This is a genomic window from Lysinibacillus sp. NPDC086135 (assembly GCF_044746345.1).
Taxonomy (GTDB): Bacteria; Bacillota; Bacilli; order Bacillales_A; family Planococcaceae; genus Lysinibacillus.
Genome location: NZ_JBIVCA010000003.1, coordinates 9,961 through 35,001, shown reverse-complemented (window position 1 = coordinate 35,001; position 25,041 = coordinate 9,961). Strand labels below are relative to the sequence as shown.

Annotated in this window: 24 protein-coding genes; 6 read left to right on the top strand and 18 right to left on the bottom strand. The window is 38.0% G+C overall.

All coding sequences use genetic code 11. The features are described from left to right. Positions 1–94: 94 nt before the first annotated feature. Together ACIPKN_RS05250 and ACIPKN_RS05245 are read right to left on the bottom strand one after the other, a co-directional pair. Entirely contained in the window at positions 95–1,147 is a 1,053-nt protein-coding gene (locus ACIPKN_RS05250) for a tartrate dehydrogenase (protein WP_400934128.1), read from the bottom strand. A 169-nt stretch (positions 1,148–1,316) separates the two neighbouring features. Further along, positions 1,317–1,763: a YlbF/YmcA family competence regulator gene (locus ACIPKN_RS05245; RefSeq protein WP_400934127.1), complete on the bottom strand. Its 447-nt coding sequence runs from the start codon at positions 1,761–1,763 to the stop codon at positions 1,317–1,319. A gap of 87 nt (positions 1,764–1,850) precedes the next feature. On the opposite strand from ACIPKN_RS05245, the gene ACIPKN_RS05240 reads away from it, so the two are divergent. Next, a complete protein-coding gene (locus tag ACIPKN_RS05240; RefSeq protein WP_400934125.1) occupies positions 1,851–2,351 on the top strand; it encodes a PaaI family thioesterase in 501 nt (166 codons plus the stop codon). Here the strand turns inward: ACIPKN_RS05240 and ACIPKN_RS05235 are convergent. After that, positions 2,332–3,807 (bottom strand): UDP-N-acetylmuramoyl-L-alanyl-D-glutamate--2,6-diaminopimelate ligase, encoded by a 1,476-nt coding sequence (locus ACIPKN_RS05235; protein ID WP_400934122.1) that lies wholly within the window; start codon positions 3,805–3,807, stop codon positions 2,332–2,334. The genes ACIPKN_RS05240 and ACIPKN_RS05235 overlap by 20 nt on opposite strands. A gap of 204 nt (positions 3,808–4,011) precedes the next feature. Further along, positions 4,012–5,130: a CAP domain-containing protein gene (locus tag ACIPKN_RS05230; RefSeq protein ID WP_400934119.1), complete on the bottom strand. Its 1,119-nt coding sequence runs from the start codon at positions 5,128–5,130 to the stop codon at positions 4,012–4,014. 145 nt (positions 5,131–5,275) lie between these two features. On the opposite strand from ACIPKN_RS05230, the gene ACIPKN_RS05225 reads away from it, so the two are divergent. Beyond that, positions 5,276–5,641, top strand: a complete 366-nt coding sequence (locus ACIPKN_RS05225) for a YugN family protein (RefSeq protein ID WP_132357615.1) — start codon at positions 5,276–5,278, stop codon at positions 5,639–5,641. Positions 5,642–5,848: 207 nt separating this feature from the next. Then, positions 5,849–6,913, top strand: coding sequence for a sporulation integral membrane protein YtvI (ytvI, locus tag ACIPKN_RS05220; protein ID WP_400934116.1), 1,065 nt, complete (start codon positions 5,849–5,851; stop codon positions 6,911–6,913). A gap of 181 nt (positions 6,914–7,094) precedes the next feature. Here ytvI and ACIPKN_RS05215 read toward each other — a convergent pair whose 3' ends face one another. From ACIPKN_RS05215 to cyoE, 7 genes are all read right to left on the bottom strand, one after another. Beyond that, on the bottom strand, positions 7,095–7,556 hold the full coding sequence (locus ACIPKN_RS05215) for a DUF420 domain-containing protein (RefSeq protein ID WP_142507580.1): 462 nt from the start codon (positions 7,554–7,556) through the stop codon (positions 7,095–7,097). Positions 7,557–7,590: 34 nt separating this feature from the next. Next, positions 7,591–8,523 carry a cytochrome c oxidase assembly factor CtaG gene (gene ctaG / locus ACIPKN_RS05210; RefSeq protein ID WP_400934113.1) on the bottom strand — a complete coding sequence of 311 codons (933 nt, stop codon included), beginning with the start codon at positions 8,521–8,523 and terminating at the stop codon, positions 7,591–7,593. 825 nt (positions 8,524–9,348) lie between these two features. Continuing rightward, positions 9,349–9,693, bottom strand: coding sequence for a cytochrome C oxidase subunit IV family protein (locus tag ACIPKN_RS05205; RefSeq protein WP_132357623.1), 345 nt, complete (start codon positions 9,691–9,693; stop codon positions 9,349–9,351). 1 nt (position 9,694) lies between these two features. Then, positions 9,695–10,321, bottom strand: a complete 627-nt coding sequence (locus ACIPKN_RS05200; protein ID WP_400934110.1) for a cytochrome c oxidase subunit 3 — start codon at positions 10,319–10,321, stop codon at positions 9,695–9,697. Next, positions 10,321–12,204, bottom strand: a complete 1,884-nt coding sequence (gene ctaD / locus ACIPKN_RS05195; RefSeq protein ID WP_400934108.1) for a cytochrome c oxidase subunit I — start codon at positions 12,202–12,204, stop codon at positions 10,321–10,323. The genes ACIPKN_RS05200 and ctaD overlap by 1 nt, the downstream gene beginning before the upstream one ends. 41 nt (positions 12,205–12,245) lie before the next feature. Continuing rightward, positions 12,246–13,334, bottom strand: a complete 1,089-nt coding sequence (gene coxB / locus ACIPKN_RS05190) for a cytochrome c oxidase subunit II (protein ID WP_142507584.1) — start codon at positions 13,332–13,334, stop codon at positions 12,246–12,248. A gap of 95 nt (positions 13,335–13,429) precedes the next feature. Continuing rightward, positions 13,430–14,347: a heme o synthase gene (cyoE, locus tag ACIPKN_RS05185; protein ID WP_142507585.1), complete on the bottom strand. Its 918-nt coding sequence runs from the start codon at positions 14,345–14,347 to the stop codon at positions 13,430–13,432. 336 nt (positions 14,348–14,683) lie between these two features. Between cyoE and ACIPKN_RS05180 the strand changes: the two genes are divergently transcribed. Further along, positions 14,684–15,607, top strand: coding sequence for a COX15/CtaA family protein (locus tag ACIPKN_RS05180; protein WP_142507586.1), 924 nt, complete (start codon positions 14,684–14,686; stop codon positions 15,605–15,607). Between the two features lie 436 nt (positions 15,608–16,043). Here the strand turns inward: ACIPKN_RS05180 and pyc are convergent, their stop codons facing one another. From pyc to ACIPKN_RS05165, 3 genes are read right to left on the bottom strand one after another with little or no spacing between them, the layout of a single operon-like run. After that, entirely contained in the window at positions 16,044–19,478 is a 3,435-nt protein-coding gene (gene pyc, locus ACIPKN_RS05175; protein WP_400934106.1) for a pyruvate carboxylase, read from the bottom strand. 12 nt (positions 19,479–19,490) lie between these two features. After that, on the bottom strand, positions 19,491–20,672 hold the full coding sequence (locus ACIPKN_RS05170; protein WP_400934103.1) for an FtsW/RodA/SpoVE family cell cycle protein: 1,182 nt from the start codon (positions 20,670–20,672) through the stop codon (positions 19,491–19,493). Between the two features lie 60 nt (positions 20,673–20,732). Continuing rightward, entirely contained in the window at positions 20,733–21,014 is a 282-nt protein-coding gene (locus ACIPKN_RS05165) for an Fpa/YlaN family protein (RefSeq protein ID WP_053483432.1), read from the bottom strand. Positions 21,015–21,196: 182 nt separating this feature from the next. Between ACIPKN_RS05165 and ACIPKN_RS05160 the strand changes: the two genes are divergently transcribed. Beyond that, positions 21,197–21,697, top strand: a complete 501-nt coding sequence (locus ACIPKN_RS05160) for a molybdopterin-binding protein (RefSeq protein ID WP_142507589.1) — start codon at positions 21,197–21,199, stop codon at positions 21,695–21,697. Between the two features lie 11 nt (positions 21,698–21,708). Continuing rightward, entirely contained in the window at positions 21,709–21,912 is a 204-nt protein-coding gene (locus tag ACIPKN_RS05155; RefSeq protein WP_053483434.1) for a YlaI family protein, read from the top strand. A 49-nt stretch (positions 21,913–21,961) separates the two neighbouring features. On the opposite strand, the gene ACIPKN_RS05150 is transcribed toward ACIPKN_RS05155, so the two are convergent. The 4 genes from ACIPKN_RS05150 to ACIPKN_RS05135 all read right to left on the bottom strand — a co-directional run. Next, positions 21,962–22,756 (bottom strand): ABC transporter permease, encoded by a 795-nt coding sequence (locus ACIPKN_RS05150; protein WP_400934100.1) that lies wholly within the window; start codon positions 22,754–22,756, stop codon positions 21,962–21,964. Next, the gene (locus tag ACIPKN_RS05145; protein WP_400934098.1) at positions 22,749–23,516 is read right to left on the bottom strand and encodes an ABC transporter ATP-binding protein; all 768 of its coding nucleotides are present in this window, start codon (positions 23,514–23,516) and stop codon (positions 22,749–22,751) included. The genes ACIPKN_RS05150 and ACIPKN_RS05145 overlap by 8 nt, the downstream gene beginning before the upstream one ends. 1 nt (position 23,517) lies before the next feature. Then, the gene (locus ACIPKN_RS05140; protein WP_400934095.1) at positions 23,518–24,510 is read right to left on the bottom strand and encodes an ABC transporter substrate-binding protein; all 993 of its coding nucleotides are present in this window, start codon (positions 24,508–24,510) and stop codon (positions 23,518–23,520) included. A 115-nt stretch (positions 24,511–24,625) separates the two neighbouring features. Continuing rightward, positions 24,626–25,041: hypothetical protein (locus tag ACIPKN_RS05135; protein WP_400934093.1), on the bottom strand; the 416-nt coding region annotated here is incomplete at its 5' end.

Here is a 25,041-nt window from a genome sequence, read left to right as displayed (position 1 = left end):
AGGAAGAATATTCTCCCTACGATTTCATTTATATTATTCCAATTAATTTTTAAACAGCGGGGCTGAAGAAAACCCCACTGTTTAAAGTTTTGCTTTATTGTAGATGATGTAATACAGCATCCGTTACATCACGTAATGTCGCTGTTCCGCCCAAATCGCCTGTTTTAATACCTTCAGCTAGTGTCGCTTCCATCGCATTCAGCACTTTTGTACCAATTTCATGATAGCCTAAGAAATCAAGCATCATTTTACCTGTCCAAATTTGTCCAAGTGGATTTGCTATACCTTGTCCTGCAATGTCAGGAGCAGAGCCATGAACTGGTTCAAACATGGATGGATATTGTCTTTCTATATTTAAATTTGCAGCTGGAGCAATTCCGATACTTCCCATAATCGCACCACCTAAGTCTGTTAAAATATCCCCAAATAAATTGGATGCAACAATGACATCAAAGTTTTCTGGCTTCATTACTAAAAAGGCAGCTAAAGCATCAATATGATTAGATACTTGTCCTATATTCTCGTAATCTTTACCTACTTGCGCAAATATTTCATCCCAAAAAGGCATACTGTATGTAATTCCGTTAGATTTTGTGGCACTTGTAACATGCTGGCGTCGAGTTTTCGCCATTTCAAATGCATATCGCATTGCACGCTCTGTTCCTTTCCTTGTAAAAATAGCATTTTGGATAGCGACCTCATCCTGTCCACTATGTATTCTGCCACCACTCTCAGCATACTCTCCCTCTGAGTTTTCACGTACAACAACAAAATCAAAACCATTTGGGTTACGTAAAGGTGAAGGTAAACCTTGAAGTAATTTTGCTGGACGCACATTAATAGATTGCTTCATCTCACGGCGAATTTTAATAAGTAGGCCCCATAATGAAATATGGTCTGGTACTAAATCTGGCATGCCTACAGCACCTAAAAAGATTTGATCGTAACCTTTCAAAATTTCAATACCATTATCAGGCATCATTTTACCTGTCTCTAAATAATAATCACAACCCCATGGGAATGTGGTCCATTCAAATTGAAAGCTGCCATCTAATTGAGCGGCTTTATCAAGAACTTCTATCGCCGCTGGTACTACCTCTTTACCAATCCCATCTCCTGGTATAACGGCAATTCGATAAGTCTTCATCTGTTAATCCTCCTTCAATTTCTATAACACCTATGCAATTACTATACAATTTTTCTGCAGTAATTACACCCTGATGTTTATGGCTGTCGCTACTGTAGCATAGTATAAAAAAGACTGTATAGAAACTCACCCGAGTTTGCATACAGTCTAAGAAAAAGTATTACCTTGTTTATGCAGAGCAAGAGCAAGAACCGCCTGAGCCACATCCTCCACCACATGAAGAACCTGATGCAAAGAACGGATTACTTACAGGAACTTTTACCGCTTCTGAAACATTTTTCCCTATAAGTAAGCTTATTTGATCAAGTAAATCTTGAAAATCGTTCTCAGCAATTCTTAAAGCTGAAACCTTTTCATTTAAATCGAGTGCGCGCTTTTGCTGACGAATCGATTTCATAATTGTATGATAGTCCGGATGATATTTTCCGAAACGTTGTACATCTTCATACTGCTCTTTCATGCGATTAAATGCATAAATAGCTTCGACTATTTGGACATCGCTATACACAGCATTATATGCTTGCTGCAGCATTTTCGCAGGTTCAGAGGAAAGAATCATCTCACAAAGCGCATCGGCCTCATCCAAAATGATTGCCCAGTCAGAGGTCATCATCATTTTTAATTCCCCCAATCTCTTTTCCATCATAACAGATTTTATGGTAATTTTACATTATTGATATTTTTAAATGAAGGAGTTTTTAAATTGGTACAATCGTCTAAAAAAGAAATAGAACAATTACTTGCAGAGATTTTACAACATAGTACAGCTGAAGATGAGGAAGTTTTACTGCATTTATTGTCTGGCCTTCACGATAAGCAACAAGGTATTCATCGACGCTATATTAATGCTGCCTTACACATGGTTGGCAAATTTGAGCCTGAAATTAGCGAAGTTCGCATGCCCATTACACCTGTTATCCATAATACCATTAAGGTACCACACGGCGGGATTATTGCAACAATTGCAGATGCAGCAATGGGAGGACTTGCTTCACGTTCAGTGCCAGAAGGCTTTAATGTTGTCACAACAAATATGAATATCTCTTATATTGCTACAACAACCAACAAAGAACTTATTGCTCGTGGACGTTTCGTACATAAAGGGCGTCAGACACTTGTGATGGAATGTGATATCGAGGATGAGACAGGACGAAAACTTGCTATTGCGACGGGTTCTTTCTTTGTCATTCAACGCCGTCCTTAGACATAAGATTTAAAAAGTAATCTCGAATACATTGTTGATCGGAAAAAGGGAATTTTTGATTTTTTATTTGTTGGGTCTGTTCATGCCCTTTTCCGGCAACAAGTACAATATCGCCTTTTTCTGCCTTTGCTAATGCTTGATGAATAGCAACTTTCCGATCTAGATAGACTTCATAATATTGCTGCTCAGTAAAACCAGCAATAATACTTTCATTAATTAAAATTGGGTCTTCATCACGTGGATTATCAGTTGTTAAAAAAATGACATCCGCATACTTACTAGCTACTGCTCCCATCGCAAAACGTTTTGCCTTATCTCGATTCCCCCCGCAGCTAAATACAAGGTAAAGGGTTTTCGAGCGATCAAAAGTTTGCAGAACAGCCTGTAATGCCTCTGCAGTATGTGCATAATCTACATACACATCAATCCCAAATGGATTGTCTATTTTCTCAAGTCTTCCTTCTGGTAGCCTTAACACCCACATATGCTCTGCTATCTCTTCAATTGAGAAACCTAGGCGCCATAAAGTCATCAACGCAGCTACAGCATTTTGTACATGATATTTACCAACAAAAGGGATTTCTACAATATGCTCAGTCGATGATGTTTGTAAACAAAGTACCGTTTTTCCAAATGATTCACTGACAATTTGGATATGTAAATCATTATGATTATCAAAGCCAAATGAGCAAGATTTTTTCTTATCATAAATACCGACGGAACGGCAAAAATTATCATCTCCATTTAGCACTAGCTTTTTCGATAAATCTGCCAGCCTTTTTTTCGCACGCTTATATGCCTCGAGTCCTCCGTGATCTTCTAAATGATCCTCCGATAAATTTAAAAAAACACCACAATCGATATCACAATGATCAAGTCTATTTTGCTGTAATCCCATTGATGAAGCTTCTAAAACAACATGTGTAACACCATTTCGTACACATTGCTTTAAAATCGGATGCAACTCTTTCGCCTGTAATGTAGTTAATTGCTCATACACGGTTTGTTGTTTCTGTTCATTGATGAAAAATCCTACTGTTCCAATAACTGCAACGTTTTTATGTAGGGCTCTTAATAATTGGCTCAAGAAATGACTCACTGTTGTTTTACCATTTGTACCTGTAATCGCAATGACTGTTAATGCTTCTGCGGGAAAGGCTGAAAGCTTTGCACTCGCATACGATAAAAATAAGGCTGTATTTGGAACCCAAACAAAAGGAATATTTTGATCGGTAATAGGCATTGAAATACTTTCTTCTGATACTATCGCGGCAGCACCCCGGGCTAATGCTTCTTTTACAAAACGACTTCCCGATGTCTTCTTACCTTTACGTACAATAAAAATATCCCCAGGTTTTACTGCCTGAGCATAATCCTCGACTCCTGTAATAGTTGTGCGAATAGATCCCCCAGTTACGCTACACGGCCAGTCTTTTAATAGCTCCGCTAATTGCAAGCTTCATTCCCCCTTTCGGTTCTCTATCATATGACGGCGTATGTAACGATGTGACGAAAAATGTAGGCGATCATTGTGCTTATCTCACCTATAGAAGTGGGAGAGTTCTATAGGTGAGATTTTGCTTTCGCTTCTCAATACATTTGAAAAAGACTGAAGATAAACTTGATTTCGCCAAGTTTATCTTCAGTCTCAAATTTCTATTTATGGTGATGATTCATCAATATTTTCTACTGGTTCCTCAGAGTCTTTCTCACTATCCAGCCCCTGTGAAGATGATTCTAATAATATTTGCGTATAATAGTTTAAAAATACTCCAGATCCCGCTGTCGTATATTTATCATTTAAAATGACATTTCGATGCTCAGGTGAATTAAGCCAGCCATGCATTGCTTCAATCGCATCAAAATAATCAGTCGCAAGATTTTCATTTGCTTCACTATATTCGATTCCCTGTGTTTCTAATCTCTTTTTTAAATCTCCATTTGTTGGTGATTCATGAGCAAGGAAATTGTGCACCTTCATATCTTCACTATGCATTTTTGCAACTTCTTCTAATGAATCATCCATATTTAATGGTGTTAAATCATGTTGAACTCTTGTTACATTTATTAAATCGTTAAGCTGCGCAGCATTTGCTTCATTAATTTCCTGCTGTAAAAAGGAAGATGGTGGTGTTGGTATTACTAGCTCACCTTGATAAGTCATTTCATACGGTTGATGAAGAACAAGGGTTTTACTATTAGTAAAACGTATTCCTTGTAGCTTACCCGTTTCTCTATCTATATAAAGTTGTGCAAAAAGCCCTTCAAATTTTACAAGCAGTCGTGTCTGCATATCTTCTTCACTCATCGAGAAAACGAAAATATTTTCACCGACATTCGCAGTTACTTCATAATCAATAATTGTCATTCGGTATATCTCATCGCGCTTCTGACCAACCTTAAAAGGAGAAGCATCCAAATCTTCACCAGCAATGTAAACTTGTGTCACAATGTGATTGTCAACGCCTACCATGAAAAATGTAGAAGCACTGGAGTTATAGATCCACCAATCATATCCAAAGGAGGATGGTTCCTTTCGTACTGGTTCACCATATTTCTCCAAAACTACCTTAGCTTCTTGACCGATTAATGTCGACATCCCGCTTTTTGGACGTGTCGTTGCTCCCATTTCAGGCTGCTTTAATTCGGTTTTGGGAATAACATTTGAATTGGCATTCGGGCCTTTTAGTGGCTCGTTTTCACGCGGTGTATTAAAAAACATAAAGCCAATTAATGTAATTGCAGCACATGCCATAAAAATGCGAAATAAAGCTTTCATACATGACTCCTTCTTATCACATTAGTCTATTTATTATATCAATTGTAATTGGGTTGACACAATGTTGTCATTGCAACAATGTCGAATATGCTCTATTATAAAAATGAGCGTATACTTTGTACGAGAACCTAAAGGAGGATTAAAGATGTATTTCGAAAATACTAACCTTGAAAATTTAACAGCTGATCAAGAACTTATTGTAAGCGTCATGAAAAAAAACGGTTTAGAATGTGATGGCGGCTGGGATTACGAACGTATGACATTTGATAAGCGTTTCGATACTCGCGAAGGTCGTTATTATCTACGTGTATTCTCATATGCTAAATCTGGTGATGTTGGTGCACACGATGCCATTTTAACATTAATGAAACCAGTACTTGGTAAGTACTACTATCCACACGGCGTTGAGTATGGTGATGATGAAGTTTATCCAGCTCATCTTGTAAAAAAATGTGAAGAAATCTTAAAAAAGGTTAAATTAGACCTTGAAGCTTTTGAAATTCATGCTTAATTTTAGATAGTTATGTCATTTTGCATTGATGTCGATTAAACATCGAAATTATTTTATTTTTTTATAAGGGTTTACAGTAAATCGGCAATAACATGCAGTGCAATAGCTAAATCTGAAAAGACTGGTGGTCCAGTCTTTTTTATTTTGAGTAAAAATTTTATTTCTTCTCATACTAACTATATCTTTTACATGATGTAGGTGAGACAAATGTTACAATTTTTAAAACATCCCTTTTTTCGCCATCCGATCATTGTTATAGCTATCGGAATTGCAATTCTCTGGTTTATATCTCTGTCATTACCCATACTGCTTGCCTACGTAACTGCATTATTATTGGAACCTGTCATCATACGAATTAGCAAACGGTTCCGAAAAAAACGCAAAATAGTCGCATCTCTTTTTTTCTTGTTCTTTTCAAGCATGACATTACTTTTATGTATTCTCATTATATTTATAAGTTGGAAACAATTTTCGACATTTATCATTCATATTCCAGAGTACCTCAACCAGCTATCAGCACTATGGATTCAAACACAATCCAAGCTTTCCAACTATACTTATCACTTGCCCTTAGATCTTATTATACAAATTCAACTTATGATAGCACGAGCTCTCTCTTCAATCGAGAAATATGCTCTTTCTTTAACAAATGTAAATGTTTGGTCATCTTCACTTACGTATATAACTTCTCGTTTGTTCGATATTTTCGTTTATTGGATTGTACTATATATGTTTCTTTTAGAATTACCGAATATTAACCGTAAAATGTTAGCACCTATTTCGTTTCACTATCATCAAAAAATACTATTTATTGGACAGCGCGTAAAACTTGCTTTATTTGGTTTTGTAAAAGCTCAATTTTTAATTGGTATTTGCATTTTTGTTATCGCTTTTGGTACCTTTTATTTTCTTAAAACACCGTTCCCATTTATTTTTGCAATCTTACTAGTCATTTTAGATTTCGTGCCTTTTTTAGATTCATTTATTTTGCTTCTTCCTTGGGCAATATACAAAGCTTTTACAGGTGAATACATTTATGCTGTTATGTTAGTCGTACTTACGATCGCACAATTTTTAGTTCGACGAATGATTGAGCCTAGAGTTATTGGAAATAAAGTTGGACTCTCCTCACTAACAACCTTTATTGCCATGTTTATCGGTTTTAAAATGTTTGGGTTTTCCGGTATTTTAATTGGTCCTTTACTCGTTGTTGTTATCGTTTCCCTATTTAATCAAACATCCATAAAAAATCTCCCACCTTCTCAAAAATAAGGAGGGAGATTTTTTTTTAATCAATTATGCCTCGGCATAATCGCGTCCAGAATCGGCTTTGTGCTGCATATAGAACTTCATTCCGATTCCATGACATCCGCCGGAGGCTTCAGGTCAATAAATGTTTTTTGCGGAAAGCCCAGTGCGCAGGTACAGATGTTCGAGCACCCGTTAAAAGAGGTTAAAAGCCTAATATAGCTTTAATGACAGATGTTGTTTCACCTGGTTCAAACATAACGTATAGTAAAAAGTATACTAAAACTCCTGTAATAGCTACGAAGAACCAAATAATACTTGTAATCGGTCCAATACGACGGTGAAGCTTGAGATTAGTTTTCAAACCAGAAATAATACTAACAATTCCAAATACTGCTCCAGTTGTTGCGAGAGTAATGTGGAAAATTAAGAAGAAAGTATAATATGGCTTTAAATCTTCTCCACCACCAAACGCTGTGTTACCAATAAAGACTGTTCGTGAAGCGTAAATAATAAAGAAGATAAGTGCTGCAACTCCTGCTGCAAGCATTACTTTTTTATGTGCCTCTACTTTTCTTTTTATAATTAAGCCCCAACCAATAGCTACAAGTACAGCACTAATAACGATGAATGACGTACTTATAGTAGGCAAAATTTGCAATTCCATTTACAAAACCCCTTATACAAATTAAAGTTTCTTTTTACAACTGATGTTGTTGTTGTTGATTTTCCCATTTCTTTTGATGTTCTTTTAATGCATCAGCAGTAATTTTATCAGGATCCTTTTGTTCTGAACGATACCACTTAATAAATATTGATCCAAGTAATACACCAAAAATAAGCTCTTGTAAAATCTTCATTAAAACGCCGCCTAGTTGCTGATCGGCAACAGGTGTCATATTTGTAAAGAGCTCTGGTCCTGATAAAGATAGACTAGACAATGTAGAAACAGGTACACAAAGTTCCATTGCCTTTAGCCATGCATCACCATTTGTATATGTTTCGTACATAGCGTTTGGCGCAAAAATAATTAACGCACACGCAGGTGTAATTAATACCGCGTTAGCAATAATATAGGCTAATTTATACAAGGGTTTCATATGCGAACTATTAGGCATCTTTTGAATCAAAGGCCAGTACATTAAACTAGCAGAAACAAATAATACAAATGTATATGTACCATGTAAAGTTTCGTTTAATTTAATGTAGTCTAATACTGCAGGTAAATGGTAGAAAGAAAATAAACCAATAAACACAAATACCGCAACGACAGGGAGTGTAAGTACTTTAAATAAAGATTTAACAACCGGTGCTTCAATCGCAACTTTCCATACCCACCAAGGAATTCCCTTAATTAAGAAAATCGGCACAAGTAACAATAAAATAGCCATTTGCACCATATGCATCGTAAACATAATATGCGCCATTAAATCTATTGGAGATCCTTTAATAATATAAACCGTTACCATTGCCAGTACAAAATAAATAGCCTCTTCCTTTTTCAAAGGCTCACTTACTTTAAAATCCTTGCGCCACTTTGTTGTGACTAGAAAATAGATGACTGTTATGAAAACAAGAACCCCTATTAAGTATGGGCTCCATAAAGCTTGGAAACCAAATATACTAAGTGGCATACAGAACGCACTCCTTTTACTTCAATACCCCTATTATAGAACGCTTACACTTATTCTGCAATGAACGAAAGGTGAACAAATTACTATCTATCTATAGTTTACCTTTCTTACAGGATTATCATATTTATAGAAAAAATATTCGAAGTATATAAACCCAACATGAAATATATTATTTCTTGCTAGCTCATCATCATAGCGTGAGAGTGATTTCCGTTCCAGGCTACTCGCTTTCCTGTGGGCGGGCGACGAGCCGCTTCCTCCGCTTCGCTCCGTCCAGGGTCTCGTCTGTCTCGCTTTCCCACGGGAGTCGAGTAGCCTTCCACTCCAATCAACAGTAGCGTAGAATTTTTATTAATTTTAACATTTCAAAAGTGGACGCTATGACAACGCACCATAATTGAACAGAATAGATGTATAACAGTGACGTAATTGTACATTAGTTTTTGCTACCGCTTCGCTTTCGTACAGACGAAACTCTTTTGATAAAGTCGCGTCTTCACTTAAATTAAAGCTACATTTAAGAGGAACATGCTATGTAAATCAGTTGATTAGAGTGGAGACTGGGCGACTCCTCGGGGATTAGCGTCACAGATGAGACCCTGGAGCGAGTGAAGCGGCTCATCGGACGCCCCCAGGAAGCTTTGCTCTGTGCGAAAGCGAAGCGACAGCAACAAAGCGCCCAGTCGGAACGGAAATCAACCACTCGTTTTGCTCTAGAGCCATAATGGATGCCTTGGTTCTTACCTGCTCATCACTATAACGTGAATAGAACCCAAAAAGAAAAGCACGTTCCTACTGAAAGTAGAGAACGTGCTTTTTTGGTGATTACCACCAAATAATTGTTAAAAATGCTAAGAAGAATGTAAATGCGATTAGTATACCCATCCACATGAAGAAACCAATTACACCACCGAAGTGTGTTTTTTTGTCTTCTAAGTGCATGAAAGCGTAAAGTTGCAGAACAACTTGAACACCAGCAAGCAATAAAATAAGCGGTAATACTAAGTATTTAGAAAAATCAGCAGCAACTACTGCGAATGCGATGAACGTAAAGAAAATCATAATCGCAAAGTTGAGTACTTGTTTACGCATATGAACGGCATTATGATGACGATCATACTCGTATTGTGCCTGTGTCTTAGCAACTATAGGTGTATCGTGTGTAGACATATTATCCGATCACTCCCATCAAGTATACTACTGTAAAGATGAATACCCAAACTACGTCGATAAAGTGCCAGTATAAAGCAGCTACGAAAAATTTAGGTGCATTGTATAAGTTAAGACCGCGCTTAGCATTACGAAGCATTAACGTAGCAAACCACACAAGACCTAATGTTACGTGGAAACCATGTGTACCAACTAATGAATAAAACGCAGTTGAGAATGCAGATTGGTCAAATGTAAAACCAAGACCTACATAATGATTGAATTCATAGATTTCAAGACATAAGAATCCAAGACCTAAAAGTAATGTAATACCAAACCAAGTTTGCATAGCTTTAAAGTTAAAGTTACGCATATGGTAAATGGCATAAACAGACGTTAGTGAAGATGTTAATAATAACATCGTCATAGCGAAAGCTAAAGGTAATTCAAATAAACCTTGTGTTGTGAACTCCATGCCAGCAGGCCCTTTGTTCTTAAGCGCTAGGTAAGTAGCGAATAAACTTGCGAAAAGTACAACTTCACAGGCAAGGAAAATCCAGAAACCAACAACTTTATTTTTCCCTTCCATCGTCGCTTGTTCAGGATGATCTGGCCAAGTATGAGGAGTAAATTTAGTATTGAAATCCATTATTTATTTCCTCCTTTGCCGTAAAGATGTTCTTCAATTTCAAGAATTTCTTCTTTGTGTAAGTGGAAACCGTGATCGTCCTTAACAGAACGGAAAATCATAGCACCGAATGTAATTGCAAGACCACCGATTAAAATATAAATTGACCATGGTTTATCTGCGTCTTGATTATAAAGAGCACCGAATGCTGCGATAAACAAGCCCATAGAAATAACAAATGGGATAGCTGAGTTATTTGGCATATGAATATCACCGACTGGCTCAGCAAATGTAATTTCTTTATTACCTTCTTGCTTTTCAATCCACCATGGATCTAAACCACGAACAAGTGGTGTTTGACGGAAGTTATAGAATGGGATTGGTTGTGGAATTGACCATTCTAATGTACGTCCATCGCCCCATGGATCGCGACCTGCTGGTTTGCCTTTGATTGACATTAAGCAGTTGATTACCATTAAGATAACCCCTACACCCATCATTAATGCACCTATTGTAGAGATATAGTTGAACTGATCCCAACCTTGACCTTCTCTGTAAGTGAATACGCGACGTGGCATACCCATTAAACCTAAGAAGTGTTGAACGAAGAACGTTAAATGGAATCCAATAAAGAATACCCAGAAAGTAATTTTGCCAAGTGTTTCGTTTAACATACGGTTGAAGAAAATTGGCCAGTAGAAGTGCGCTGAACCAAATAACGCTGTTACGATACCACCAACGATTACGTAGTGGAAGTGAGCAACGATAAAGTAAGAATCGTGTAATTGGTAGTCAAGAGGTGCAGATGCTTGCATTACCCCTGTAACACCACCCGCAACGAATGACGGGATGAAACCAAGTGCATACAGCATTGGTGTTGTAACTTTAATAGATCCTCCCCAAATAGTTAAGATCCAGTTAAATACTTTCATACCTGTTGGAACGGCAATTGCCATTGTTGCAACAGCAAAGATTGCGTTTGCTGTTGGCCCAAGACCAACTGTAAACATGTGGTGAGCCCATACCATGAACCCTAAGAAACCGATTAAAATTGTTGCGAATACCATTGAAGAGTATCCAAATAAACGTTTACGAGAGAACGCTGGGATAATCTCAGAGAATAAACCAAACGCTGGTAATACTAAGATATAAACCTCTGGGTGTCCGAAGATCCAGAATAAGTGTTCCCAAATAATTGTGTTACCACCCATCAAATGGTCAAAGAAGTTACCACCGAACATACGGTCAAATAACATCATTAATAAACCAATTGTTAATGGTGGGAATGCGAATAAAATTAATGCACTTGATACTAGCGCTGTCCAAGTGAATAATGGCATACGCATGAATGTCATACCTGGAGCACGCATTGTAATAATCGTAACGATAAAGTTAAGACCTGATATTAATGTACCCGCCCCTGATATTTGTAAACCGAGAACATAGAAGTCAATACCATGTCCAGGAGAATATAAAGATAATGATGCATAAGACGTCCAGCCCGCATCAGGCGCGCCACCCATAAAGAATGACAGGTGAAGGAATACTGCACCTAGGAAGAATAACCAGAACCCTAACGAATTAAGGAACGGGAATGCTACGTCACGTGCACCAATTTGTAATGGTACAAGCATGTTCATAAATGCAAATAGTAATGGAGTTGCAGCTAGGAATAACATTGTTGTTCCGTGCATTGTTAATAATTGATTGAAAAAACCAGCTGAGACGAAATCGTTATTTGGTTGCATTAATTGAATACGCATTAATAACGCTTCAAAACCAGCGATAGCGAAGAACAATGTACCGGCTAATAAATACATTACTGCTAACTTTTTATGGTCAACAGTTGTAATGTATTCCCAGACAGTTGCTCCAAAGCCCTTTTTCTGTGTGTATGAGCTCACAACTTTTACCTCCCTCAAAGTTTGTTACATTAAAGTTAAAATCATTTCTCAACAGATAAGCCCATGATATAAGTTGCTAGAGCTTGAATTTCTTCGTCAGTTAAATCGCCATAAATTGGCGCAGTACCTTCTGCGTTCATCATTAAGTTACCTGGCTTGAATTGCTCAGGATTCTTAATCCAAGCTTTTAAGTTTTCTTCATCATGATCTAAGAAACCAGCGACACGGTTACGGTCACCAAATGTAGTTAAGTTAGGACCCTTTGAACCTGGACCGCTTGTACCAGATACAGCATGACAACCCATACAGCTATTAGCAAATGTTGCCTCGCCTAGATCAGCTGAAGTTTTGTCTGGCATTTTTTTATCTGTTGCTTTCATTGAAGCTACCCATGCGTCGAATGCATCCGGGCTTAATGCTTTAACTTTGAAGTCCATTAGAGCGTGTGAAGGACCACATAACTCAGCACATTTACCATAGAATACGCCGTCTTTAAGGTCTTTTGATTCTTTATCGAATTCTAGATAGAACTTGTTTAAGTTATCAACGTTCGTATCCATTTTACCGCCTATAGCAGGAATCCAGAATGAGTGCTTAACATCGGCAGCTTTTAAGTTAAAGTAAACTTTTTGACCTGTTGGTACAACTAATTCTTGTGCAGTTATAATACCTTGGTTAGGGTATTCAAACTCCCACCAATATAAATTTGCAGTTACATTTACAGTAAGTGCTGTTTTGTCACCGTTTTCATCTACTTCGTCCATCGCAGCAACATCTGCAAATTTGTAAGTAGCCGTAACGACTGGTACAGCTAAGATTAATAATAAAATAATTGGAATAACTGTCCAAATTATTTCAAGAGTGTGACTTCCTTCTACTTGCTTAGGAATAACGTTTTCGCCAACTTTTGAACGGCGGAATTTTAAGAATGCAAGTAAATAGATAACGGATACTACTACTACAACTAACGTCATAATTCCAGTAGCTAGCATTAATAGATTGAATTGTTCTTTACCTACTTGACCAGACGGTTTCAGTGCAGAAATATAATCTTCACCACAACCAGAAAGGAAAACCATCATCACTGCTAGTAGTGAAAAAAGACGCCATTTTTTAAGCCCTTTCATCATAGCTTAATTAAACCCCTCTTTCTTTGTTGTATTTTTCATGTGTACCTAGGAAATAAGTTCTGTCTATATGAATTCAAAAGAAAGAATTCCTAAATTTAGCTAAACAACGCAAAAATTATGATGGCTACAAATAGTATGGTCATATGATTCAAAGAATAGATAAACATTTTATTTGCCCATTTCATATCATCTTTTGTGGTAAAGCCTTTAAAAGCTAGAATCAACCAGCCTAAGTTCAATGCAGTGGCAAGAATTAAGAAGCCAACACCAAGCTCTGGTAAAAGGAATGGTAATGGTAATAATAAAAGAATCCAGAAAAACATCGAGTACTTTGTACGTTTAAATCCTTTTACTACAGGTAGCATTGGTATATTAGCTGCACGATATTCCTCAGTACGTTTCATAGCAAGTGCATAAAAATGCGGTGGTTGCCATGCAAACATGATAAGGAATAGAGCAAGTGCTCCAGGACCTAATGCAGGTTCAACCGCTGCAAACCCAATAACTGGTGGGATCGCCCCTGAAATACTTCCTACAACCGTGTTACTAACATGCTTCCTCTTTGACCACATTGAGTACAGAACGACATAAGCAAATATCCCTACTAGTCCCCACATGCCGGCCGCAAACGATGCCGCAAATAACAAAATTTCACCTACAATTAAAAATGAGAGGGCAATAGTCAATACAAAATTCGGCTTAAATCTACCTGTTACTGTCGGTCTACCCTTTGTTCTTTTCATGATTGGATCAATATCCTGATCAATAAAGTTATTCATTGCGCCTGAGCCACCTATAATTAATGCCGCACCCAGCATGGTGAACAATATGACATCAAGCTCTTGCAAGAAGTGTCTACTAGTAAATTGAAATGCCAGCCACATCCCTGTAAACGTTGTGACAAGATTCGAGTTAACGATTCCAATTTTTATTAGTGCTAAGAAATCTTTTACAAATGATGTTGATGCTGGTCCACTATTTCTAGTAGCCGTCAGAGCACGACCGTTTGACATGATACCTTCTCCTTTCATTTTTGTAAGCATATTCCGCTACCAATTACTATAGCGAAATTTGCGATTGATTTCTAGACATTAAGTGAAATTTAGATGAAGTTGTAAAAATTAGCTTTGTCTAGAAATATATTAAAAACAACATATCTATAGTAAATCATTTTCTAAAATGAATTGTGAAGGTTAGAGTACGAAATTATGAACAATTTGTGAAATGGAATCGACATCTAATACTCCCTACTCTTTACAAGTTGTATTTTAATTGTATTTTCGATATTATCTAGTAGCAGAAACATTACTTTCATGTAATGTCCATAGATAAAGTAGGTGACTCATTTTATGCAACAAAACAGGTATATGAAATGGTTTGCTGTTGCCGCTACAGTTGGAATGCTCCTAGTTTTACTAGGTGGGGCACTTGTTACCAAAACAGACAGTGGCTTAGGCTGTGGTCGAAACTGGCCTGATTGCAATGGTTCTCTTATTCCAAAAGAAATTACACCAGCAATCTTAATTGAATTTTCACATCGTCTTATAACTGGGATCGTATCTATTTCAATTCTTGCGTTAACAGTTTGGACATGGCGTAAAATCGGCCATATTCGCGAAGTAAAATTATTAGGTTTCTTAGCAATGTTTTTCTTAATCGCACAAGCTCTTATTGGAGCAGCTCAAGTGTTGTGGGGACAAGGTGATTTCATATTAGCGCTCCACTTTGGGATTTCTCTTATTTCCTTTGCTGCTGTTCTCCTCCTTTCTATGATTGTATTTGAAGTCGATCGCAAATTTGATGCCGATAACGTTTTTATTGGAAAAAAATTACGTTGGCATACGATTGCTGTCACAATTTATTCTTATTTAGTCGTTTATACAGGGGCGCTTGTTCGCCATACAGATTCAAGCTTAATATGTCCTGACTGGCCATTTTGCTATAACGATACACCATTCGCAGCTTTTAATAATATGTACGAATGGATGCAAATGGGGCATCGTCTAGCTGTTCTTATCTTTTTCATTTGGATTGCATACATAACGTGGCACGCTGTAAAAGAATATAAACATCAACGTGTAATTTACTATGGCTGGATTATTGCCTTTACTATAGTAATTTTACAAGTAATTGCTGGTATGCTAGTAGTTCTAACTAAATTGAATTTAACAGTCGCATTACTTCATTCATTATTTATTTCAATGCTGTTTGGTCTACTTTGCTATATGGTAATGCTAGTTGCACGTAGCAATTATAATGAAAAAAACAAATAATAATAGAAAAAGATTCGCCATATTTTCCAATGGCGAATCTTTTTTATTTTCAAACGCTTCTATCTCAATAATATGTCAAAAAATCGACAAGTTTATTATTAAAAAATAGTAATATTTATAGGTAGGTGGATGTCGATAAAAACGTGAAAGTTGGTCGATAAAATTCAAAAGTTGGACGATAATTCCTGAAAGTGTTCCGATAAAACTAAAAAGTTGGATGATATTATGTTAAGTATGCAAGGCTACAACTATCACCTGTGATAACGCCTTTGTTACCAACATCCTGTCGCTTCGCTTTAAGCACAGACAAAACGCAGTTGTTGCCCCGACGCCCTCAGGAAATCAACCCTACATTTTGATAATGAACCAAAATAGCAAAATAAAAAAGGTTATTAGTATACTATAAAAGCCATCTAATAACCTTCTTTTTTATCAATTATTCAATTTCAATTAACAAATCACCTGTTGAAATGGCGTCGCCCGCACTTGCGTATACTTCTTTCACAATGCCATCTTTCGGTGCTTGGACGGTCGTTTCCATTTTCATTGCTTCAGTAATTAATAAGTGATCCCCACGTTTTACATGGCTTCCTTTCGATACGACTACCTTTAAGACCGTACCTGGCATCGTTGCACCAATTTGATTTGGATTACTTGGATCAGCTTTTAATGCCAAGCTACCATCTACTTCGACAGTTATATCTTGAATGACTAGTTCACGGGATTGACCGTTTAGCTCAAAGTAAATAACACGCGTACCATCGTGCTGTGGTTCACCAATGGAAACAAGTTTAATTATCAGTGTTTTTCCTTTTTCGATCTCGACTTCAATTTCTTCGCCTAGTTTTAACCCATATAGGAATGTTGGCGTATTTAATACCGAAATATTGCCGAAGGAGTTCACAGTTTTTGCATACTCTTCAAACACTTTTGGATACAAAGCAAACGCTAGCACATCCTGTTTCGTCACGGCACGATTTAATTTTTCCTCTAGTACCGCCTCTAGTTGCTCAAAATTCACAGGCTCTAATAGCTCGCCAGGACGTACTGTAATTGCTTCACGATCCTTTAACACAACCTTTTGCAGTGCCTCTGGGAAGCCACCATGAGGTTGTCCTAAATAACCCTGGAAGAACTCGATTACAGAATCTGGGAAGTCGATAGTTTGCCCTCTTGTCAGTACAGAATTTTCATCTAAATCATTTTGTACCATAAATAACGCCATATCACCGACTACTTTCGATGATGGGGTTACTTTGACAATATCGCCAAATAGAAGGTTTACACGGGAATACATGTGCTTCACTTCTTCCCATCTGTCCCCTAGGCCAACTGCTTTAGCCTGTTGCTGCAAGTTACTGTATTGACCACCCGGCATCTCGTGGACATAAATTTCAGAATGTGGGCTAATCATGCCGCTTTCAAAATCCTTATAATACTTACGCACATCTTCCCAATAGTACGATAACTTTTCAAGCGCATCGATATCGGCACGAACGTTACGCTTATTACCCTTCATAGCATAGTACAAGGAGTTGGCACTTGGCTGGGACGTTAAACCTGCCATCGAACCGAGCGCCGTATCAATGATGTCCACTCCTGCCTCGATCGCCTTGGCATATAAATAAATACCATTGCCACTTGTATCATGCGTATGCAGATGGATTGGTAGGCTTGTCGTCTCTTTCAACTCGGAAATTAAACGATAGGCTGCTTCTGGTTTCAATAACCCCGCCATATCTTTAATCGCTAAAATATGGGCACCTGCTGCCTCTAACTCCTTTGCCATTTCCTTGTAGTATTGAACTGAATATTTTGCTCTTGTTTCATCAAAAATATCTCCTGTGTAACAGATCGCTGCTTCAGCAATTTTACCTGATTGACGTGCAGCATCAATGGCTACTTCCATTCCTTTAATCCAGTTCAAGCTATCGAAAATACGGAAAACATCAATGCCTGATGCCGCTGATTCAGCGATAAATTCACGAATTAAATTGTCTGGATAGTTTGTGTAACCAACTGCATTCGCACCACGTAATAACATTTGGAATAGCACATTCGGAACTTGTTCGCGCAGCTTGGCAAGACGCTCCCATGGATCTTCTTTTAAGAAACGGTAAGCCACATCAAACGTCGCGCCTCCCCACATTTCGAGTGAGAAGAAATCATGCATCATACGCGCTGTTGCATCTGCAATTTCGAACATATCCTGTGAACGTACACGTGTCGCAAGAAGTGATTGGTGCGCATCTCGGAAAGTTGTATCCGTTAATAGCACATCCTCTTGCTCTAGAATCCATTTCACTAGCCCGTCTGCTCCTTGGGCATCTAAAATTTGCTTTGTCCCCGCCGGAGGAACGATTAGTTTATCGACTTTCGGGATGCTCGGCTGTACAAAAATTGGTTTCGCCTTCTGCTCTACTCCAGGGAAGCCATTTAATGTCACATTACCAATATAGCTTAAGAGCTTTGTCCCACGGTCTTTACGCTCAGGGAAATTGAATAGCTCAGATGTTGTATCGATAAAGCTTGTATCAAATGCTCCCGTTAAAAATTTCTCGTGCGTCACGACATTATTTAAGAATGGGATATTCGTTTTCACCCCACGAATACGGAACTCCTTTAAATTTCGATCCATTTTTGCTGCGGCTTCTTTAAACGTCATCCCTGTCGTTGAAATTTTCACTAGCAATGAATCATAGTACGGTGTTACTACAGCCCCTTGGAAGCCATTTCCGGCATCTAATCGAACGCCGAAGCCACCGCTTGAACGGTATACCATAAGCTTCCCCGTATCTGGCATAAAGTCATTAGCGGGGTCTTCCGTTGTGACACGCGCTTGAATCGCATAGCCAATCATTGGAACATCTGCCTGTTGTGGAATGTGGATTTCCTCACTATGCAGTCCGTAGCCTGCTGCTACTTTAATTTGGGCGTGCACAATATCAACACCCGTAATCATTTCAGTAATCGTATGCTCTACTTGAACACGTGGGTTAACTTCGATGAAGTAGAAATCCTCGCCTGCAACTAAAAACTCTACTGTCCCTGCATTTATGTATGAGACATTTTTCATTAATTGAACCGCCGCGTCGCAAATTCGGCTTCTTAAATCTTCCGAAATTGAATTAGATGGTGCGATTTCAACAACCTTTTGATGACGACGTTGAATCGAGCAATCACGTTCATATAAATGAATGATATTACCTTGTTGGTCGCCTATAATTTGGACTTCAATATGCTTTGGCTTAATAATAGCCTTTTCTACATATACATCATCAGAGCCAAATGCTGCCTTCGCCTCTGATTTTGCACGTTCATAGGAGGAAGCTAACTCCTCTTCTGTATGAACAAGACGCATTCCACGACCACCGCCGCCTAATGCTGCCTTAATCATAATTGGATAGTTGTATGCGCTAGCAAAAGCCTTTACCTCTGCTAAATTATCTACTGGGCCATCTGTTCCAGGAATAACAGGAATGCCTGCAGCAATTGCTTGTTCACGCGCCTTCACCTTATCTCCAAACATATCTAAATGCTGAGAAGTCGGCCCAATGAAGACAATCCCCTCTTCTTCACATCGACGTGCAAATTCTACGTTTTCCGATAAAAAACCATAACCCGGATGAATCGCATCAACATTAGCATCTTTGGCGATCGAAATAATGCCCTCGATATCCAAATAAGCATCAATTGGTTTCTTGCCAGCTCCTACTAAATAGGCCTCATCTGCTTTAAAGCGATGGAAAGCCCCACTGTCCTCCCGCGAATAAATGGCTACTGTTTGGATATTCAACTCCGTACATGCACGGAAAATACGAATTGCAATTTCTCCTCGATTGGCTACGAGAATTTTTTTGATTGACTCCATTGATATCCCCCTTTATGATTGTGTTTTTTTCCTTTCTACCTTTTCAAACATAGAAACATTGATTAATATTCCCATCGCTAAAGATAGAATAATTATAGATGTCCCGCCATAGCTAATAAAAGGTAACGTTACACCGGTTAACGGGATTAACCCAGTTGCACCCCCAAGATTGATAAACGTTTGAAAACCAATCCAACTTGCTATACCAGCCGCAATCATACGTGCTAGCGGATCTTTCGTGCGTAATGCAATCGAAAGTCCTTTATATACAATAAAACCTATACCACCTAAGACGATTAGCACTCCCCAAATACCTAGTTCTTCCATAATGATCGCCATAATAAAATCGGTTTGTGGTTCAGGTAAATACCCTAATTTTTGAATGGATTGACCAAGGCCTCTTCCTTCTAAACCGCCTCCGCCAATTGCATAATAACTATTAACAACTTGATGACCCATATCGGATTCATAATCAAATGGATTAAAATAGGAAAGAATACGGCCTTTACGATTACCCGTTAACAGATCTCCTTTAAACAGCCAAAGAATACCGATAATAGCTGCACCAAATGCCCCTAACACCCCAAAAAACTTCCAAAATGTTTTAAATGGAATGCCACTTGCTGCTACAACAGATACAGCAATTCCACAAAGAATAACGCTAGCCCCTAAATCAGTTTCAAATGCTACCCCCGCAACAACAAGAATCCAGAGAAATATTGGATAAAAAATTTCTGTCGGTTGTAGCTTTTCAAATGTATATTTTTGTGCTTTCCGATAAAAGGCAGCGGCAAAATATAAAATTATAAATAGTTTCGCATATTCAGAAGGCTGAAAGTTCCCTAAACCTGGGACCTTTATCCAGCTTTTAGATCCTACCCCTGCCACATCACCATTACCGGCTACTTTTACCCAAGTAAATAATATAGCTAGCACAATCGTAAGTAGTAACATAATATTTTTGTTAGCATAATGCTTGTACGGGAAAAATGCTGCAACTAAAAATCCAAGAAATGCTACAATTAAATTGATTACTTGCTTGTGATAATAGTTATCAGGATCATATCCTTTTTGAATTGCTACCATCATACTTGAGCTATAAATCATTACTAATCCAAATAAACTTAACAATAGGACAGTAAAAAATAATGGGTAATCAAAATTTTGTGCATAACGTTTTAAGTATTGTTTCATCGGAAGACCTCATTCTAGAAAAAAAACTCAAATCGCAAATTGCGTTTGAGTTTTTTCTTTTTATTTGTCTGTATACGCGTCATGTAGTACAGAAAGCTCTTTCTCGAGTGAATCGAGAATTTCTTTGCCTTTTTCGCGATCAATGAGTCCAAGCTTCACAGCAAAGTCAATTTCACGTGAAAGGCCGAACATTTGTGTATCTAATACTTCTTCATATAAAGGGCATTGTGGCATTGTTAAATGATCCATTTGTACTCGAATGAGGCGAGCAATTTTATCTGCATCAGCAACTAAAAGCTCCAAAGCCTTCTCCTGAAAAGAAGTTTGTGATTTAGTATCCATGAGGACGCCCCCATTATCTGATATTTCTTCGATTCTATCTTAATAAAGTTTATCTTTTAGTCGTTAAAAATGCAAGTGTCTACATTGGAAAATAGAGAAATCGAATTATATTTCTTTATTATCTCTAGTCATTAGCGTTATACTATTTCATGGATATACAAGATTTGAGGAGGATTTCTATAATGGAAACAATAATTCCTATCAAGGGCGCAGTTACATTCCAACTAACATTAGATCCCACTGTTTGGATTTTCGATGATCGTAAATTAGATTTAAAAACGTACTTCGATACAAAAGAAGTTGAGGAAGATTCGGATATTAAATATATGCGTGAAGTAGGTGCTCACTGGTCGCGTGAGATTATGGAAGGAGCTACTTTTCCACCAACATTGAAATCTGAACGAAAATTTGACCGCAAAGGAATGGAAACAGGTACTTTCGGGATTGAATTAAGTCACTTCTTGAAAAATGCTGAGATTAAACCTGAAGCAACAACAATCGTCATTGAATGTGAAGATGGCAAAGAATATTCATTTTCAATTGAAGAAGCTTACACATTCATTTTAAAATACAGCCAAGATGGCAAGCCATTAACGGAAGATGGCCCTGTTCATGTGCTATTTAGAGACGGTTCAAATGTAGACAACCCTATCAAAAATATAGTAGCAATTCGTGCTGAGTAGGAGGGAATGCAATGCGCGTAAAATGCGTTATTTGCGATACAATTAACAATTTAGATGATAATTTACCGTTAGCAAAAAAATTACGTAATCGACCAATTCATACGTATATGTGCGGTACTTGCCATGATCGTATTGAAGAAAATACCGTTGCACGCATTGAAACAGGAAATTTCCGTTTTTATCGTACTTCACCACAAATGGATAAAGAATTTTAACAGCAACTAAGGAGGTGGCTCATTATATTTGAGACACCTCCTTTGTCGTCTAACCATTATTTTTTACAATCGCCTTCTCTATCAACTCGACAACCTGATACATAATCGTCGCAAAAAAAGCGATGATGAGAAGTGACATAAGCACAAGATTAAAATTAAACACTTGGAAGCCATAAATAATTAAATAACCTAGCCCTTTTGAAGCAACTAAAAATTCACCTACAATGACACCTACCCAAGAAAGTCCTACATTTACTTTCAAAGTAGAAATAATCGTTGGAAATGAAGCAGGTAAAATGACTTCCCTAAATATTTGCCATCTAGTTGCCCCAAAAGTTTGTAATACTTTGCTGTAGTTCGGATCTACCCCTTTAAATGCTGTATAAACTACGATGGTTGTAATAATGATTGAAATCAACGCACCCATCGCTATAATTGAAAAATACCCCGGACCAAGAGCGACTATTAAAATTGGTCCTAAGGCAACTTTCGGCATGGCGTTTAAAATAACTAAATACGGATCTAGTACCTTTGATAGCATCGGCGACCACCACAATACGATTGCTATTAAAGTGCCTATTAATGTACCAGCAATAAAGCCAATGATCGTCTCCATTAACGTAACACCAACGTGCAATGTTAACGTACCATCGCTCACTTTTTCTACTAATGTGTGCCATACCTGCGTTGGTGAACTAAAAATTAAACGGTCAATCCATCCAAATCTTGAAAGAAGCTCCCACCCACAAAAAAATACGAGTAAGATGATAAGCTGATATAATCGAACATAGCGCTTTTCTTTTTTTAACATTTGCAGATACTGTTTAAATAAAGCATTATCCAAGACTCTCCAGCTCCTTCCAAATAGTTTGGAATATATCTGAATATGTTGGATGCTGTCGAACATCAAAAGGTGAAAGCTCTTGTAACTCCGTAGGTATTTCAAAAACTCTATGCAATGTACCCGGATTTGCCGAGAATAGAAATACCCGTTCACTCATCGCAATGGCTTCACCAATATCATGCGTTACAAGAACTGCAGTTTTTTGATAGGCCTTTAACGTTTCAACAACCAAATCCTCCAGTTTTAATTTAGACTGATAATCAAGTGCCGAAAACGGTTCATCTAGCAATAAAATTTTAGGGTCCACCGCTAAAGTTCTTGCCAGCGCTACTCGTTGACGCATGCCACCTGATAACTCTCTCGGATAATTATTCCCTACATGCGGTAAACCAATTTCTCGCAAAAGTGCATTTGCAGTTACTTTATGCATTTTAGTGCTTCGCTCCATGATTTTCAAACCAATCGTGACATTTTCTTCAATAGTCTTCCAAGGGAATAAATAATCTTGCTGAAGCATGTAACCAATGAGAGACTGATTGTGTGATGAAAATTCCTCACCATCAATGTATACCTTACCTTCTGTTGACGAAAACAAGCCCGCAATAATTGATAATAACGTCGTTTTCCCACATCCGCTAGGTCCTATAAAAGAAACAAACTCACCTTCACGAATATCCAAATTTATATCATGTAAAACATCCTTAGCCTGCGTTTTCGAAAAATAGCTATGGTGAATATTTTCTACTTTTAAAAAACCCATATTACTCAGCTGCCTTTTTAGCAAAGGTTGTATTCACAAGCTTTTCATAATCCACCCGTTGAGGAAGTTCACCTGCTTCCTCCATGATCTTTTGCAAGTTATCCCATTCCCCCTTATCCAAAATAGGATCTGTAGCATAGGAACCTTGTGATTTATAACGTTCAACCACTGTTTCAATTAAGCCAACATCTACATTTTCAAAATATGGCTGAATAATTTTCGCTATTTCGGCCGGACTCGCTTTTTGCACAAAATCCTGTGCTCGTTTCAAAGCATTTGTAAAGCCTTGAACTGTCTTCGCATTGTCTTTTAAATAGCTACTTTTCGCCATAAACGATGTATAAGGTAATTGCCCCGATTCAGTACCAAATGAAGCGACAATGTAACCCTTACCTTCTTTCTCAAAGATACTAGCTTGTGGTTCAAATAGCTGTACATAGTCCCCTGTTCCAGAAGCAAAGGCTGTAGAAATATTAGCATAATCAATGTTTTGAATGAGTTTTAAATCATTGGTAGGGGCAATGCCATGTTTTTTCAGGACAAACTCACCAGCCATTTGTGGCATCCCACCTTTACGTTGACCTAAAAATGTAGAGCCTTTTAACTGATCCCATGAAAAATTATCCATCTCGTTACGTGCCACTAAAAATGTGCCATCTGTTTGTGTTAACTGCGCAAAATTTTGAATCGGGTCATTGGCGCCTTGGAGCGTAACATAAATAGAAGTCTCCGATCCAACTAAGGCGATATCAATGCCATCAGAAAGTAGCGCCGTCATTGTCTTATCGCCACCTGCAATTGTTTGTAGCTCAACGGAAAGCCCTTCATCCTTGAAGTACCCTTTTTCAAGTGCTACATACTGCGGCGCATAGAAAATCGAGCGCGTCACTTCCCCAACTTTGACTTTTTCAAGCTCCGTTTTATTACACGCCGTCAAAGAAAGGAGTAATAAAGCAATAACACTAAATAGTAAACCTTTTTTAAGCCACCGCATTCCATTTCCTCCTTGATTGCTGAAAATAAGCCTATCGACATTAACTTATTCATATCGGAAGATTTCGGTGCCTAGATTTTAAAATTGTTCAAATACCCAATGTTTGAATGATGTTCTATTCGTCGCTTTGGCTATTCTCTCCGTTACCTTTAAAATGGTTTATTATCAAAACGTGTGGTTGATTTCCGTTCCGACCGGGCGCTTTGTTGCTGCCGCTTCGCTTTCGCACAGAAAAAATATTTGTTGCTGCCGCTTCGCTTTCGCACAGAAAAAATATTTGTTGCTGCCGCTTCGCTTTCGCACAGAAAAAATATTTGTTGCTGGCCGCTTCGCTTTCGCTACAGAAAACATTTGTTGCTGCCGCTTCGCTTTCGCACAGAAAAAACATTTGCCGCTGACGCTTCGCTTTCGCTACAGAAAACATTTGCCGCTGACGCTTCGCTTTCGCTACAGAAAACATTTGCCGCTGACGCTTCGCTTTCGCTACAGAAAACATTTGCCGCTGACGCTTCGCTTTCGCTACAGAAAACA

Bases quoted from the DNA above. Each gene is read 5' to 3' on its own strand.
- ACIPKN_RS05245 (WP_400934127.1), bottom strand. From the start codon at position 1,763: ATGATGATGACCTCTGACTGGGCAATCATTTTGGATGAGGCCGATGCG.
- ACIPKN_RS05205 (WP_132357623.1), bottom strand. From the start codon at position 9,693: ATGTCTACACACGATACACCTATAGTTGCTAAGACACAGGCACAATAC.
- ACIPKN_RS05200 (WP_400934110.1), bottom strand. From the start codon at position 10,321: ATGGATTTCAATACTAAATTTACTCCTCATACTTGGCCAGATCATCCT.
- ACIPKN_RS05215 (WP_142507580.1), bottom strand. From the start codon at position 7,556: ATGGAATTGCAAATTTTGCCTACTATAAGTACGTCATTCATCGTTATT.
- ACIPKN_RS05155 (WP_053483434.1), top strand. From the start codon at position 21,709: ATGCGCGTAAAATGCGTTATTTGCGATACAATTAACAATTTAGATGAT.
- ACIPKN_RS05145 (WP_400934098.1), bottom strand. From the start codon at position 23,516: ATGGGTTTTTTAAAAGTAGAAAATATTCACCATAGCTATTTTTCGAAA.
- ACIPKN_RS05160 (WP_142507589.1), top strand. From the start codon at position 21,197: ATGGAAACAATAATTCCTATCAAGGGCGCAGTTACATTCCAACTAACA.
- coxB (WP_142507584.1), bottom strand. From the start codon at position 13,334: ATGATGAAAGGGCTTAAAAAATGGCGTCTTTTTTCACTACTAGCAGTG.
- ACIPKN_RS05170 (WP_400934103.1), bottom strand. From the start codon at position 20,672: ATGAAACAATACTTAAAACGTTATGCACAAAATTTTGATTACCCATTA.
- ACIPKN_RS05140 (WP_400934095.1), bottom strand. From the start codon at position 24,510: ATGCGGTGGCTTAAAAAAGGTTTACTATTTAGTGTTATTGCTTTATTA.
- pyc (WP_400934106.1), bottom strand. From the start codon at position 19,478: ATGGAGTCAATCAAAAAAATTCTCGTAGCCAATCGAGGAGAAATTGCA.
- ytvI (WP_400934116.1), top strand. From the start codon at position 5,849: ATGTTACAATTTTTAAAACATCCCTTTTTTCGCCATCCGATCATTGTT.
- ACIPKN_RS05165 (WP_053483432.1), bottom strand. From the start codon at position 21,014: ATGGATACTAAATCACAAACTTCTTTTCAGGAGAAGGCTTTGGAGCTT.
- ACIPKN_RS05225 (WP_132357615.1), top strand. From the start codon at position 5,276: ATGTATTTCGAAAATACTAACCTTGAAAATTTAACAGCTGATCAAGAA.
- ctaG (WP_400934113.1), bottom strand. From the start codon at position 8,523: ATGCCACTTAGTATATTTGGTTTCCAAGCTTTATGGAGCCCATACTTA.
- ACIPKN_RS05250 (WP_400934128.1), bottom strand. From the start codon at position 1,147: ATGAAGACTTATCGAATTGCCGTTATACCAGGAGATGGGATTGGTAAA.
- ACIPKN_RS05180 (WP_142507586.1), top strand. From the start codon at position 14,684: ATGCAACAAAACAGGTATATGAAATGGTTTGCTGTTGCCGCTACAGTT.
- cyoE (WP_142507585.1), bottom strand. From the start codon at position 14,347: ATGTCAAACGGTCGTGCTCTGACGGCTACTAGAAATAGTGGACCAGCA.
- ACIPKN_RS05230 (WP_400934119.1), bottom strand. From the start codon at position 5,130: ATGAAAGCTTTATTTCGCATTTTTATGGCATGTGCTGCAATTACATTA.